Origin of the sequence: Thioalkalivibrio sp. ALE11 (assembly GCF_000381205.1) — a bacterium.
GTDB lineage: Bacteria > Pseudomonadota > Gammaproteobacteria > Ectothiorhodospirales > Ectothiorhodospiraceae > Thioalkalivibrio.
In genome coordinates, this window is the sequence record NZ_KB906166.1 from 12321 (window position 1) to 26076 (window position 13756).

At 68.3% G+C, this 13756-nt stretch carries 7 protein-coding genes; all 7 read right to left on the bottom strand.

The window, feature by feature from the left end; translation table 11 throughout:
- Positions 1-76: 76 nt before the first annotated feature.
- Positions 77-1960, bottom strand: a complete 1884-nt coding sequence (gene rpoD, locus F620_RS0104110; protein ID WP_019569560.1) for an RNA polymerase sigma factor RpoD — start codon at positions 1958-1960, stop codon at positions 77-79.
- A 188-nt stretch (positions 1961-2148) separates the two neighbouring features.
- Positions 2149-3969 carry a DNA primase gene (gene dnaG / locus F620_RS0104115; protein ID WP_019569561.1) on the bottom strand — a complete coding sequence of 607 codons (1821 nt, stop codon included), beginning with the start codon at positions 3967-3969 and terminating at the stop codon, positions 2149-2151.
- Positions 3970-4276: 307 nt separating this feature from the next.
- On the bottom strand, positions 4277-4873 hold the full coding sequence (locus F620_RS0104120) for a Uma2 family endonuclease (RefSeq protein WP_019569562.1): 597 nt from the start codon (positions 4871-4873) through the stop codon (positions 4277-4279).
- A gap of 169 nt (positions 4874-5042) precedes the next feature.
- Positions 5043-9503, bottom strand: coding sequence for a glutamate synthase large subunit (gene gltB / locus F620_RS0104125; protein WP_019569563.1), 4461 nt, complete (start codon positions 9501-9503; stop codon positions 5043-5045).
- Between the two features lie 141 nt (positions 9504-9644).
- Entirely contained in the window at positions 9645-11366 is a 1722-nt protein-coding gene (locus F620_RS0104130; RefSeq protein ID WP_019569564.1) for an AAA family ATPase, read from the bottom strand.
- 5 nt (positions 11367-11371) lie between these two features.
- Positions 11372-12559 carry a deoxyguanosinetriphosphate triphosphohydrolase gene (locus tag F620_RS0104135; RefSeq protein WP_019021731.1) on the bottom strand — a complete coding sequence of 396 codons (1188 nt, stop codon included), beginning with the start codon at positions 12557-12559 and terminating at the stop codon, positions 11372-11374.
- Entirely contained in the window at positions 12549-13646 is a 1098-nt protein-coding gene (gene aroB / locus F620_RS0104140) for a 3-dehydroquinate synthase (protein WP_019569565.1), read from the bottom strand. The genes F620_RS0104135 and aroB overlap by 11 nt, the downstream gene beginning before the upstream one ends.
- Positions 13647-13756: the final 110 nt, after the last annotated feature.

A 13756-nucleotide genomic window follows, 5' to 3' on the forward strand; every position in this document is an offset into this window, starting at 1 on the left:
CCATTCTACCCCGAGGGGGCAGGGCGCCGCATCGTGGAGGGCTGGCCCGTCTGCGGGACGGGGCGCGGGACGCCGGTTATTCGGCGTCCATGTAGGTGCGCAGCAGTTCCGCGCGGGTCGGGTGGCGCAGCTTGCGCAGGGCCTTGGCCTCGATCTGGCGGATACGCTCGCGGGTGACGTCGAACTGCTTGCCGACTTCCTCGAGGGTGTGGTCGGTGTTCATGTCGATGCCGAAGCGCATGCGCAGGACCTTGGCCTCGCGCGGGGTCAGCGTGGACAGGATCTCGCGGGTGGCCTCCGTGAGGCTTTCCTGGGCGGCGGATTCGGTCGGCGAAGCGACCTTCTCGTCCTCGATGAAGTCGCCCAGGTGCGAGTCTTCGTCGTCGCCGATCGGGGTCTCCATGGAGATCGGTTCCTTGGAGATCTTCATCACCTTGCGGATCTTGTCCTCGGGCATCTCCATGCGCTCGGCCAGCTCTTCCGGCGTGGCCTCGCGGCCCATCTCCTGCAGCATCTGGCGGGAGACGCGGTTGAGCTTGTTGATGGTCTCGATCATGTGCACCGGAATACGGATGGTCCGGGCCTGGTCCGCGATGGAGCGGGTGATGGCCTGGCGGATCCACCAGGTGGCGTAGGTCGAGAACTTGTAGCCGCGACGGTATTCGAACTTGTCCACCGCCTTCATCAGACCGATGTTGCCTTCCTGGATCAGGTCGAGGAACTGCAGGCCGCGGTTGGTGTACTTCTTGGCGATGGAGATCACCAGGCGCAGGTTGGCCTCGACCATCTCCTTCTTGGCGCGGCGGGCCTTGGCCTCGCCGATGGACATGCGGCGGTTGATCTCCTTGATCTCTGAGATGCTGAGGCTGGCTTCGCGTTCGATCTCGGCCAGCTTCTTCTGCGTGCGCACGATGTCTTCCTCGAAGTCGGCAAGGGCGCTGACGTACTTGCCCTTGCCTTCCTTCTGCACCTCCTGGATCCAGTTGAGGTTGGTCTCGTTGCGCGGGAAGCCGTCGATGAAGGTCTTGCGCGGCATGTGCGCCTGGTTCACGGCCATGTCCATGATCCGGCGTTCGTGCTTGCGGATCCGGTCGATGGTGTCGTGCAGTTCCTGGGTCAGCTGGTCGACCACGCGCGGCACCAGCTTGAACTCCATGAAGTACTTCGCGGTCTGCTCGCGCGCAGTGGCGTAGGCCTCCATGTCGCCGGCCTCGAAGGCGGCGTGGGCGCGGGCGTGCAGTTCGCGCAGTTTTTCGAAGCGCTGGCGGGCCTCTTCGGGGTCGGGCCCGCTGTCCACCGGTTCGCCGGCTTCTTCGTCGGCTTCGTCCACGGCTTCGGAGATGGCGTCCAGTTCGGGCGAGGCGGCCTCTTCCTTTTTCGGCTGAGGCTGCTCCTTGACGTCGACCTCTTCGGCCAGGCCGCGGGCGACGGCCTCGCCATTGGTGCCATCGGGCTCGATGAAGGACACCACCAGGTCGGTCAGGCGGCTGCCGTTCTCGACGATCTGGTCGTAATCCTTGATGAGCTTGTCGATCGCGCCGGGATGGTGGGCCAGCGCGAACAGGACCTGCATCAGGCCCTCTTCGATGCGCTTGGCGATGCGGATCTCGCCCTCGCGGGTGAGCAGCTCCACGGTACCCATCTCGCGCATGTACATGCGCACGGGATCGGTGGTGCGGCCGAAATCGCTGTCGGCGGAGGCGAGCGCGGCGACCGCGTCCTCGGCGTCTTCGTCGGCGGACACCGAACCGTCGGACAGCAGCAGGCTGTCGGCGTCCGGCGCCTGCTCGTGGACTTCGATGCCCATGTCGTTGATCATCGCGATGATGTCTTCGACCTGGTCGGAGTCGATGATGGTTTCGGGCAGGTGGTCGTTCACCTCGGTATACGTGAGGTATCCCTGCTCCTTGCCCTTGGCAATGAGTTCCTTGAGCTGGGATTGCTGCTCTTCACGGTTCATCGCGATCTGATCTCCGAGGTTCGTCGTTCGGCTTCGAAAAGTGAACCCTGCATTATAGCAGAAGTTTCTTATATTGCCCGCCCCGCGAGGCGCGCGAAAAATGATTCGTGCAATCAAGTGGATGCGGGCACGAACGGGGATTTCAAGGGGTCACGGGTTGTGGCTTTGGCTGCGGCGCGGTCTCGCCTTCAGCCCTGCAGGATGGAGGTGAGACGCGCGAGTTCGTCGCGTTGTTCCGTATCCAGACTCCCGGAAGCGGTGAGTTCACGCATGCGTTCGCGGCAGTGACGCCGCAGCAGCTGGTCGGCGGCGTCCAGTGCGACCTGGCGGGTCATCCCGTCTTCGCCGTCGTGCAGCTCGGCGCTGGCCAGCGACAACAGGCGTTCGAAGCGCGGGTGTTCGCGGAATCGCTCCAGCAGCCGCGCGGTATCCGGCCGCGGCTGCTCGCCCAGGGCCTCCAGCAGTCGGCCGAGGGTGCCGGAGGCCTCGCCGCTGGCCGCCGCCAGCTCGCGCAGGGCGGGGGTGTCCCAGTCCAGTTCCGGATGCTGCAGGATGCGCGCGAGCAGTGCGGCCCACAGCGACGAGCTGCGGCGACCGCCGGCGCCGGCCGGCTCGCTCCGTGAGGGGGTGCCGGCCGCTGGCCGGGCGACCGTCTCCGGGCCGTGGGATGGCGGCTCGTAGGCCCCCGACGCGGATCCCGGCCCGCGTGCGGAACCGGTGTCGGCGGAGGCGGCGGCAGCCTGCAGCTGTTCCTCCAGGCGCTCGCGCGGGAGGTGGCTCTCCTCGGCGACGCGCTCGCACAGCAGTTCGCGGAACAGCGGATCGCGTGCGGTGGCGATACGGCGCACCGCGGCGTGGGCGAAATGCGTACGCCCTTCCGCGGTGTCGGTGGGGTGTTCCTCGCGCAGCAGGCGGATCAGCGCCTCGGACAGCGGCAGGGCCTGCTCCAGCAGCCGTTCCCAGGCGGCGAGGCCCTCGCGGCGCACCAGGCTGTCGGGGTCGTCGCCCTCGGGCAGGAACAGGAAACGGACCTCACGCATGCCCTGCATCACCGGCAGTGCCTGTTCCAGCGCGCGCGAGGCGGCGCGGCGTCCGGCGGCGTCGCCGTCGAAGCACAGGGTCAGGTGGCCGACCTGGCGGAACAGTACGTCGAAGTGGCTGCGTCCCAGAGCCGTCCCCATGCAGGCGACCGCCCGGTGGTAGCCGCTGCGGGCCAGCGCGACCACGTCCATGTACCCCTCGACCACCACCAGGTGATCCAGCCGGGTCTGCGCGCGGCGGGCCTCGAACAGGCCGTAGATGCTCTGTCCCTTGTGGAAGACCGTGCTCTCGGGGCTGTTGAGGTACTTGGGCTCGCCGTCGTCGATCAGGCGCCCGCCAAAGCCGGTGACGCGCCCGCGCCGGTCGCGGATGGGAAACATGATGCGGGCGCGGAAACGTTCGCGAAGGTCGCCGTTGTCGCGGCGCGCGGCGAGGCCGGCATCCACCAGCTGCTGCGGGGAGAAGCGGTCCGACAGGGCCTGCAGCAGCCCCGATGCCGGGGCCCAGCCGAGGCGGAAATCGCGCGCGGTGGCACCGTCGATACCGCGGTTTTTCAGGTAATCGACCGCACGCGGGGTCTCGCGCAGCTGGCGCACGAAGTACTCCGCCGCCGCTTCCAGCGCCGCGTACAGCGGCGCGGTGGCATCCTGGCGCGGGCTGTCGTCGTGTTCGCGCGGGACCTCCAGGCCGGCCTGTTCGGCAAGCTGTTCCACCGCCTCGGGAAAGCTGAGGTTCTCGTAATCCATCAGGAAGCCGAGGGCGGTGCCGTGCACGCCGCAGCCGAAGCAGTGGTAGAACTGCTTCTGCGGGGATACGTAGAACGACGGGGTCTTTTCGCCGTGGAACGGGCAGCAGGCGGCGTATTCGCTGCCGGCCTTCTTGAGGCTGACGCGCCGGCGCACCACCTCCACGATGTCGGTGCGCTCGAGCAGCTCGTCGATGAATGCCTGCGGGATACGGCCTGCCATGGTCCTCGTCGCCGGACGGGAGAGTCCGCCCCGGGACGGGGCGTGGCCGAGCATGATACCGCGCCCGCACCCGCAGGGACCATTGGCCCGCCGGAGATAGCGGTCGGAGCGCCGGATCGCGCAGGGGGCTGCGCTCCTGATATGGATCGCATCGCAACTATCTGTGCCAAAGGGTGTTTTTTGGCGCAGATCTTGGCCGATCCCGAAGACTTCATGGATTGCGATGCGATCCATGGGGTCTACATCACCGCACAGGGGGCGGGCCCGGGCCGTGGGAGGCCGGCCCTCCGGCCGATCAGGTGCGGGGTCAGCGGTATGGCGGGGCGGGGTCCTCGGCGACGGCGTCGGGGTCGATGCCGGTGTAGAGCTCCTCCACGGGCAGGCTCCATTCCAGCTCGGGGAGCTCCAGGCGGTCCTCGGCGCCGAGGTGTTCCGCGGCCCAGCCGGCGCTTCGCCGATAGACCTGGACCGCCGGGCGCTGCTGCTCGACGATCAGGTAGGTGGCGAGGCTGTCGAGCCGGGTATAGGCCAGCAGTTTCTCCCGACGGTCGAGGCGTTCGGTGGCCGGCGAGGCCACCTCGGCAATCACCCGCGGGCGCTCGAGATAGTAGCGGTGACGGTCGTCCGGGTCGCAGCCGACCATGACATCGGGATAGTAGAACAGCTCGTCGTCACCCAGGCGCAGATGCACCTTCATGTCGGCCATGAAGGTCTGGCACTGACCGCCGCGCAGGGCGGCGTGCAATGCGGTGCCAAGGTTCATGGTGACGATGTTGTGATTGCGGCTGGCCCCGCCCATGGCATAGACGGTGCCATTGACGTATTCGTGCCGGATCTCGGTCTCCAGCTCTCCCTGCAGGTATTCGTCCACCGGCGTGAACGTCCGGGCGTTGGCCATTCCCATCGGCTGCCTCCGTACCACGAATGACGTGACTCCCTCCAGTATTGACCCGCGGGTCCGCCGCGTCCAGTGGCATCCGGGCGGACGCGGGCCGGGGTAAGGAGGGGACCCGCAAACAGAACGGGCCCCTTGCGGGGCCCGTGGTTACTGCGCATCCCCGGGGCGGGTCTGCTCAGGCCGCCTGGCGCAGGTTGGCCAGCAGGCCGCTGAGATCGGCGGCCTTGGGTTTGACCAGCCAGAAGGAGCCCTGCCAGCTGTCGAACTGTTCGAGGATTTCGCGGCCCCAGGCGCTGTCCGTCTCGTGCACGAACTCGGTGATGAGTTCCTCGAGATAGTTGCGATGGGCCTCCATGTCCTCGGTGTCGAGGCGGTGCAGGTCGATCAGCTCGTTGTTGATGCGGTCGGGGAAGTCGTTCTCCCGGTCGAGCACGAAGGCGAAGCCGCCGGTCATTCCGGCACCGAAGTTGACGCCGGTGCCGCCGAGGATGGTCATCACCCCGCCGGTCATGTACTCGCAGCCGTGGTCGCCGATGCCTTCCACCACCGCGATGGCCCCGGAGTTGCGCACGCCGAAGCGCTCGCCGGCCTGACCGGCGGCGAACAGCTTGCCGCCGGTGGCCCCGTACAGGCAGGTGTTGCCCATGATGGTGGTGTCCTGGCTGGCAAAGCCCGAACCTTCCGGCGGGCGGATCACCAGCTTGCCGCCGGTCATGCCCTTGCCGACGTAGTCGTTGGCATCACCCTCCAGGTACAGGTGCAGACCACCGGCGTTCCACACCCCGAAGCTCTGCCCGGCGGTGCCCTGCAGGCGTACCTGCAGCGGGGCTTCGGCCATGCCCTGGTTGCCGTGGCGCTGGGCAATCTCGCCGGACAGCCGCGCGCCGATGGAGCGGTCGGTGTTACTGCACTTGTAATGGTGCTCGCCACCGGCCTTGTTTTCGATGGCGTCGAGCATGTCGGCGACCATCTTTTCTGCCAGCTCGGCCTTGTCGAACGGCTCGTTCTTCGGCTCCTTGCAGAAGCGCGGCTTGTCGTCGAGGTCGCCGGTCTCCAGCAGGCGGTCGACGGCCAGATGCTGCTGCCGGGGCGTTTCGCCCGGCAGGACCTCGAGCAGGTCGGTGCGGCCGATCAGATCGGTCAGGCTGCGCACGCCCAGTTTCGCCATCCACTCGCGGGTCTCGCGGGCGACGAACTGGAAGTAGTGCATGACCATCTCGGGCAGGCCGATGAAGTGGTTCATGCGCAGCACCTTGTCCTGCGTGGCGACACCCGTCGCACAGTTGTTCAGGTGGCAGATGCGCAGGTATTTGCAGCCCAGCGCGACCATCGGCCCGGTGCCGAAGCCGAAGCTCTCCGCACCGAGGATCGCGGCCTTGATCACGTCGAGCCCGGTCTTCAGGCCGCCGTCGGTCTGCAGGCGCACCTTGTCGCGCAGGTCGTTGCCGCGCAGGGTCGCGTGGGTCTCGGCCAGGCCCAGTTCCCACGGGGTGCCGGCGTACTTGACCGAGGTCAGCGGGCTGGCCCCGGTGCCGCCGTCGTAACCGGAGATGGTGATCAGGTCGGCGTAGGCCTTGGCCACACCCGCGGCCACGGTGCCGACGCCGGCCTCGGAGACCAGCTTCACCGAGACCAGGGCGTTGGGGTTCACCTGCTTGAGGTCGAAGATCAGCTGCGCCAGGTCCTCGATGGAATAGATGTCGTGATGCGGCGGCGGCGAGATCAGGGCCACGCCCGGATTCGAGTAGCGCAACTCGGCGATCATCTTGTTGACCTTGTGGCCCGGCAGCTGGCCGCCCTCGCCGGGCTTGGCACCCTGGGCGACCTTGATCTGCAGGACCTCGGCGTTGACCAGGTAGTGCGGGGTCACGCCGAAGCGGCCGGAGGCCACCTGCTTGATCTTCGACATCCGCTCGGTGCCGTAGCGGGAGACGGCCTCGCCGCCCTCGCCGGAGTTGGAGCGCCCGCCGAGGCGGTTCATCGCGGTGGCGAGAGCCTCATGGGCCTCCGGCGACAGCGCGCCCAGGCTCATGCCGGCGGAGTCGAAACGCGGCAGGATGTCGGCCTCGGATTCGACCTCGTCGACCTCGATCGGCTCGATGTCCTCGCGCGGCTTGAGCAGGTCGCGCAGGGTCGCCACCGGGCGTTCGTTTACCAGGGCTGCGTATTCCTGGTACACCCCGTAGTCACCGGACTGCACCGCGCGGTGCAGGGTCTGGATCACGTCCGGGTTGTAGGCGTGGTATTCGCCGCCGTGGATGTACTTCAGCAGCCCGCCCTGCTTGGGCGCCTTGCGCGGATTCCAGGCACGCTGTGCGAGGGTATCCAGGTCTTCCTCGATATCGGTGAAACGGGTGCCCCGGATGCGACTGGTGGTGCCCTTGAAGCAGGTCTCCACGACCTCGTCGGCGAGACCGACGATCTCGAACAGCTGGGCCCCGCGGTAACTGGCGATGGTCGAGATGCCCATCTTGGACAGGATCTTGAACAGGCCCTTGTTGATCCCCTTGCGATAGTTCTGCGCCAGGGTAAGGGCGTCCACCCCCGGGATTTCCCCGGATTCGCTCATGCCGTGCAGCGCGGAGTAGGCGAGATAGGGATAGATCGCGGTCGCGCCATAGCCGATCAGGACCGCGAAGTGGTGCGGGTCGCGCACGGTGGCGGTCTCGATGACGATGTTGGCGTCGGTACGCAGGCGCGCGGCGATCAGGGCGTGATGCACCGCGCCGACCGCCAGCGCCGCGGGGATCGGCCGGCGCTCGCTGTCGATCGCGCGGTCGGACAGTACGAGGATCACGGCGCCGTCGCGCACGGCCCGGACCGCATTTTCGGTCAGCTGCTTGATCGCCGATTCGAGGTCGAGGCTCTGGCGGTCGTAATTGAGGTCCAGCCGTTCCACGCGGAAGGCATCTTCGGTCTGATTGCACAGCTCGCGGAACTTCACCTCGGACAGCACCGGGGAATCCGCCACCAGCCGGTGGGCGTGTTCCGGGGTTTCCTCGAACAGCCCCTGCTCGCGGCCGAAGCAGGTCTCCAGCGACATCACGATGCTCTCGCGCAGCGGATCGATCGCCGGGTTGGTGACCTGGGCGAACTGCTGGCGGAAGTAGTCGTACAGCGAACGGGTCTGCTGCGACAGCACGGCGAACGGGGTGTCGTCGCCCATCGAGCCGACGGCCTCCTGGCCGGCCTCGGCCAGTACGCGCAGGATCTGGTCACGTTCCTCGAAGGTGACGTCGAACAGCTTCTCGTAGGTCTCCAGGCGGTCGGCGGGCATCGGCTCACCGGAAAACAGCTGGTTGTCGTCCAGCTGGCTTTTCAGGTGGTGCACCTGCGCGCGCAGCCACTGGCGATAGGGCTGACGCTTGCGGTTGATCCGGTCGATGTCCTCCGGCTGCAGCAGATCGCCGGTTTCGGTATCCACGGCGAGCATCTGTCCGGGCTTCAGGCGGCCCTTGGCGACTACGTCCTCGGGGGCGTAGTCGTACACGCCGATCTCCGAGGCCAGGGTGATATGGCGGTCCTTGGTGATCACGTAGCGCGCCGGGCGCAGGCCGTTGCGGTCCAGGGTGCAGCCGGCGTAGCGGCCGTCGGTCAGCACGATGCCGGCCGGGCCGTCCCAGGGCTCCATGTGCATGGAGTTGTACTCGTAGAACGCGCGCAGATCCGGATCCATGTGCGCGACGTTCTGCCACGCCGGCGGGACCAGCAGGCGCATCGCACGGAACAGGTCCATGCCGCCGGCCAGCAGGACCTCGAGCATGTTGTCGAGGCTCTGCGAATCGGAACCTTCCAGGTTCACCAGCGGTTCCAGTTCGGAAAGTTCGGGCAGCAGCTCGTTGGCGAACTTGTGCTGGCGCGCGACCGCCCAGTTGCGGTTGCCCTGCACGGTGTTGATCTCGCCGTTGTGCGCGAGGAAACGGAACGGCTGGGCCAGGCCCCACTGCGGCCAGGTGTTGGTGGAGAAGCGCTGGTGGAACACGCAGATCGCGGTTTCCAGCTCCGGACGCTGCAGGTCGGGGTAGAACACCGGCAGGTTGGCCGGCATCACCAGACCCTTGTACGACAGTACCCGCGCCGACAGGCTCGGCACGTAGAACACCGGGTCCGAAGCCATCGCCATCTCGGCGCGCCGCCGCGCGACGTACAGGGCGCGTTCGAAGGCGTCGCCGTCCATCTCCGCCGGGGCATTGACGAACAGCTGGAGGACGTGCGGCCGGGTGCGCAGGGCTTCCGCCCCGCAGGCGTCGGGGTCGACCGGAACTTCGCGCCAGCCGGCCAGGGTCAGGCCGCCGCGGTCGAGGGCGTCTTCCACCGCGGCGCGGGTCTCGGCGATCGCCTCGGGGTTGATGAACACCAGGCCGGCGGCGAAGCGTTCGGCCAGCGCGATGCCGGCTTCATCCGCGAGCTGGCGCAGGAACGGTTCGGGGGTCCGCATCAGCAGGCCGCAGCCGTCGCCGGTCTTGCCGTCGGCGGCGATCGCGCCGCGATGCGTCAGCCGTTCGAGAGCCCGTATTGCAGTTTCCAGTACCCAGTGGCTGGCCTGCCCGTCCATGTGTGCGATGAGGCCGAATCCGCAATTGTCGCGTTCGAATTCGGGGCGATGGAGGGTGCCGGTCAGTCGGGTCTGCTGCATCGATAGGCCTCCGGTCGTGGTGCGTATGCACCAGGCTGGAAAAAGGGGCGCAGGAATATACCGGAATGATCGTGTTCCGGCAAACCGGAGGGGTGCAATTACACGCGCAGGTGGAGTGGACAGCCCTGCCCGGGGCCGGCGTCAGCGGCGGGCCGCCTCCTGGACCGAACCCATTGAGCGGATCCAGGTGCCGGCGTCCCGCGCGCTGTCCGGCAGCTCGGCAGCCGCCTGTTCCGCAGCGCCCCGGTCGGGGAAGGCGCCGGCGAGGATTACGACGTAGTCGTTCCCGCCCGTCCGGGTGGGGATGTAGCGGATGCCGCCGAGGTTGTGGCGCTCGGCGTATTCGCGCGCGGTGTCCATGTCCGGCGCGGCCACCAGCTGGATGGTCATGCGCGAGGCATCCTGACCCTCGAGCCATTCCAGGTCGCCTTGCAGGCGCTCGTCGTCGCCCTCGGCGTCGGCCAGGGCTTCGGTGGTGTGATCGGCCGGCTCGGGCTCGGGCTCGGGCTCGGGCTCGGGCTCGGGCTCGGGCTCGGGCTCGGATTCGGGGGCCGGGCCCGGCTCTTCCGGCATCTCCGCCGGTTCGTCGGTGGCCGGCGGGGGCAGGATGGGTTCCGGTTCCAGCCTGGCGATCTCCTGCGACGGCTCTTCCGCTTCGTGGGACGGGTCAGTGGCCGCGTCCCGCTCGTCCGGGCGTTCCGGCAGGGGCAGTTCCACTCGTTCTTCGGGGTCCGGGATATGCTCGGGCGAGCCGCTCAGCAGCTGCCACAGCAGCGGGGCGGCGATCCCGAAGGCCACGGTGGCGGCTACGGCGGGAACGAACCAGCGCTGGTTCCAGAACGGTTGTGCTTCGGCCGGCGCGAGGGGCGGGTCCTCCGCCGTCGTTTCGGTGGCGGCGTCCGGGGCGTCGCGCTCGCCGCGCAGGGCGAAGGCGGCCGGGGTGAAATCGTCGCCGTCGCGGCTGGCGCGGAGGCTTTCTCCGAGATCGGGGGCGGGCCCGGGTTCGGTTCCCGACCGCGCCGTCCCGGATTCCGCAACTTCCTGCTTGTCGCCGGCGTCGGCGGCATCGGTGGCGGACGTGCCTGCAGGGGCCGCAGCCGTGCCCGGTGCCGGGCGGCATTTCGCTTCCAGCAGGATCCGCGCCTCGCGGTTGAGGGCGCCCGCGAGCCCCTGGCTGTCGGTCTGCAGGCGCTGCACGGCCTCGCGCGGGAGTAGTGCATCCGGGTCTTCGGCGCCGGCGGCCAGCAGGCGATGACGCAGGTAGGCGGCGGTCTGTTCGAGGTTGAACGCGCGCAGGCTCAGGCGGGTCAGCTGGTCCTCGTCTCCCGGGTCCGGCAGGTACAGGCGGCGGCGCAGGAGTCCCGCGCCGCCGACCAGGACGATGCGCGGTGCGCGACCATGCTGCTCGAGGATCTCCGAGCGCATGCGCAGCAGGTTGTTGACGATGTCGGTGCCCACCAGGTGGGCGTCGTCCATCGCGATCACCGGTACGAATCCGTCGACGACCCGCTGGGCGAGCAGTTCGGTCAGCGAGCGATCGGGGTCATCCGCGTTCTGCGAGCGCAGGTAGTTGCGGATGGTCAGGTCCACCGACTCGAAATGGGTGTTGATGCGTGCCTTGAAGGCGATGAGTTCGTAGCCCTCGGGCAGCATGCCGAGCAGGCGCATCAGCTGCAGGCTGCGGCCGGAGCCGTTGTCGCCGGTCAGCAGAACCACGGCACCGGGGTGCTCCAGCGCCTGTCGTGCGGATTCCAGGACACCGTCCAGCAGCGGATCGGTGTACAGGAAGTCCGCGTCGGGCACCTCCGCGAACGGGTCGGTGCGCAGGCCCAGCTGTTCCAGGCATTGGTCGCGGAGTGCCATGGCGGTCAGGTCAGGGTGCCGAGGTCGAACAGGCGGTGATGTTCGCGGATGGCGTGGCGGTCGGTCATGCCGGCGATGTAGTCGGCGATGGCGCGCTGCTGTCCGTGCGGATCATCCTCGCTCAGGGCGCGGGCGTGGCGCTGGTAGTGCTCCGGCATCAGGCGCGGGTCGCGGTCGAAGGCGGCGAACAGGTCGAGGATGATCTGGCGCGCCTTGTGCATTACGCCATGGACCTGGTGATGCCGGTAGAGGTTTTCCCGCAGGAAGGTCTTGAGCATGCGGTTGCGCTCGGCCATCTCCGGGCTGAAGCGGATCAGCGGGCCGCTCTCCGCGCGCACGGCGTCGATCGACTCCGGACTGCTGCTCTCGATCGCCTGGCGGCTGGTGGTGACCAGGTCCTGGACCAGGGTGTCGATCATGCGCCGCACGGTTTCGTGCTGTACGCGGCGGGCCTCCAGCTTCGGGTAGCGCGCGCGCACCGCGTCGAGGCAGTCGCGGAACAGCGGGACTTCCACCAGCTGGTCCAGCTGCAGCAGGCCGGCGCGCAGGCCGTCGTCGACATCGTGATTGTTGTAGGCGATCTCGTCGGCGACGTTGGCGAGCTGGGCCTCCAGCGATGGCTGGCCGCGCTGCAGAAAGCGCACGCCCACCTCGCCGAGGATGCGGGCGTCTTCCGGCGAGCAGTGCTTGAGGATCCCTTCGCGGGTCTCGAAGGTCAGGTTGAGGCCGTCGAAGTCGGCGTAATGCGCCTCGAGGTGGTCCACGATCCGCAGCGACTGCAGGTTGTGTTCAAAGCCGCCATGTTCGCGCATGCAGTCGTTCAGGGCGTGCTGCCCGGTGTGGCCGAACGGGGTGTGGCCCAGGTCATGGGCCAGCGCGACCGCCTCGGTGAGGTCTTCGTTGAGGCCCAGGGCGCGGGCGACGGAGCGCCCGATCTGCGCGACCTCCAGCGAATGCGTGAGGCGGTTGCGGAACAGGTCGCCCTCGTGGCTGATGAACACCTGGGTCTTGTACTCGAGACGGCGAAAGGCGCTGGAATGCACGATCCGGTCGCGGTCGCGCTGGAACTCGCTGCGGTGGCGCGGGGCGTCTTCCGGATGCCGGCGGCCGCGTGTCCGCTCCGGGGCGGCCGCCCACGGGGCGAGGCCGACGCCGTTCGGGGTGCGGGCGATCGAGGCGGTCTCAGGCGGCACGGGCGGTCTCGTCGAGGGTGTGTTGCAGCGCGTGGTCGTCGAACTCGGCGGTCAGCTCGGCGGCGCCCAGCCCGCGCAGCAGCACCAGCCGCAGGCGCCCTTCGCTGACCTTCTTGTCGATCCCCATCAGTTCGCGGAAGCGGGCGGCATCCAGTTCCGCCGGCGGGTGGGTGTCGAGGCCGGCGCGGTGGATCAGGGCCTCGGCGCGCGCGGCGTCGGCCGGCGCCAGCCAGCCCATGCGCGCGGACATCCGGGCGGCCATGGCCATGCCGGTGCCTACCGCCTCGCCGTGCAGCCAGGCGCCATAGCCCATGCCGGTTTCAATGGCGTGGCCGAAGGTGTGGCCGAGGTTGAGCAGGGCGCGGCGGCCGGATTCGCGTTCGTCCGCGGCGACCACTTCGGCCTTGCAGGCACAGGAGCGGCGGATGGCGTGGGCCAGCGCCTCGGGTTCCAGGACGAGCAGGCGGTCGAGGTGTTCCTCCAGCCAGGCGAAGAAATCCGCGTCCTGCATCAGGCCGTACTTGATGACTTCGGCGAGACCGGCGCGCAGCTCGCGGGTCGGCAGGCTCTGCAGGCTGTCGGTGTCGATGACCACCGCGCGCGGCTGGTGGAAGGACCCGATCATGTTCTTGCCCAGCGGGTGGTTGACCCCGGTCTTGCCGCCCACGGAGGAGTCGACTTGCGCGAGCAGGGTGGTCGGGACCTGAACGAAGTCGATTCCGCGCTGGTAGATCGCGGCGGCAAAACCGGCGATGTCGCCCACCACGCCACCCCCCAGTGCGACGATGCGGCTGCCGCGGTCGAAGCGGGCCTCCAGCAGCCGGGTCAGGATCTGTTCCACCGTCGCCAGGGTCTTGTGCGATTCGCCGTCGGGCAGCTCGATCCACAGGGGCTCGCCGCGCACACCGGCCGCGGCCAGGCTGGCGCGCAGGCGCTCGCCATACAGCGGACCCACGGTACTGTTGGTGACGACCGCGACGCGCCGTCCCTCCAGCACCGGAGCGAAACGTTCGGCCCGCGCGGCCTCGCCGGGGCCGATGTGGATCGGGTAGCTGCGTTCGCCCAGTTCGACGTTCAAGGTTTCCATAGGGTCATCATAGCGTGCACGTCGCGTGCTCGTAAGTCAGGCTCGTGAACCTGTGCGTCGAATCACGGGACTTTTCCAAAGGGGCTGTCCTGGATTATCATGCTCCGTTC

Coding starts and splice junctions, on each gene's coding strand:
- rpoD (WP_019569560.1), bottom strand. CDS start 1,960: ATGAACCGTGAAGAGCAGCAATCCCAGCTCAAGGAACTCATTGCCAAG.
- dnaG (WP_019569561.1), bottom strand. CDS start 3,969: ATGGCAGGCCGTATCCCGCAGGCATTCATCGACGAGCTGCTCGAGCGC.
- F620_RS0104120 (WP_019569562.1), bottom strand. CDS start 4,873: ATGGGAATGGCCAACGCCCGGACGTTCACGCCGGTGGACGAATACCTG.
- gltB (WP_019569563.1), bottom strand. CDS start 9,503: ATGCAGCAGACCCGACTGACCGGCACCCTCCATCGCCCCGAATTCGAA.
- F620_RS0104130 (WP_019569564.1), bottom strand. CDS start 11,366: ATGGCACTCCGCGACCAATGCCTGGAACAGCTGGGCCTGCGCACCGAC.
- aroB (WP_019569565.1), bottom strand. CDS start 13,646: ATGGAAACCTTGAACGTCGAACTGGGCGAACGCAGCTACCCGATCCAC.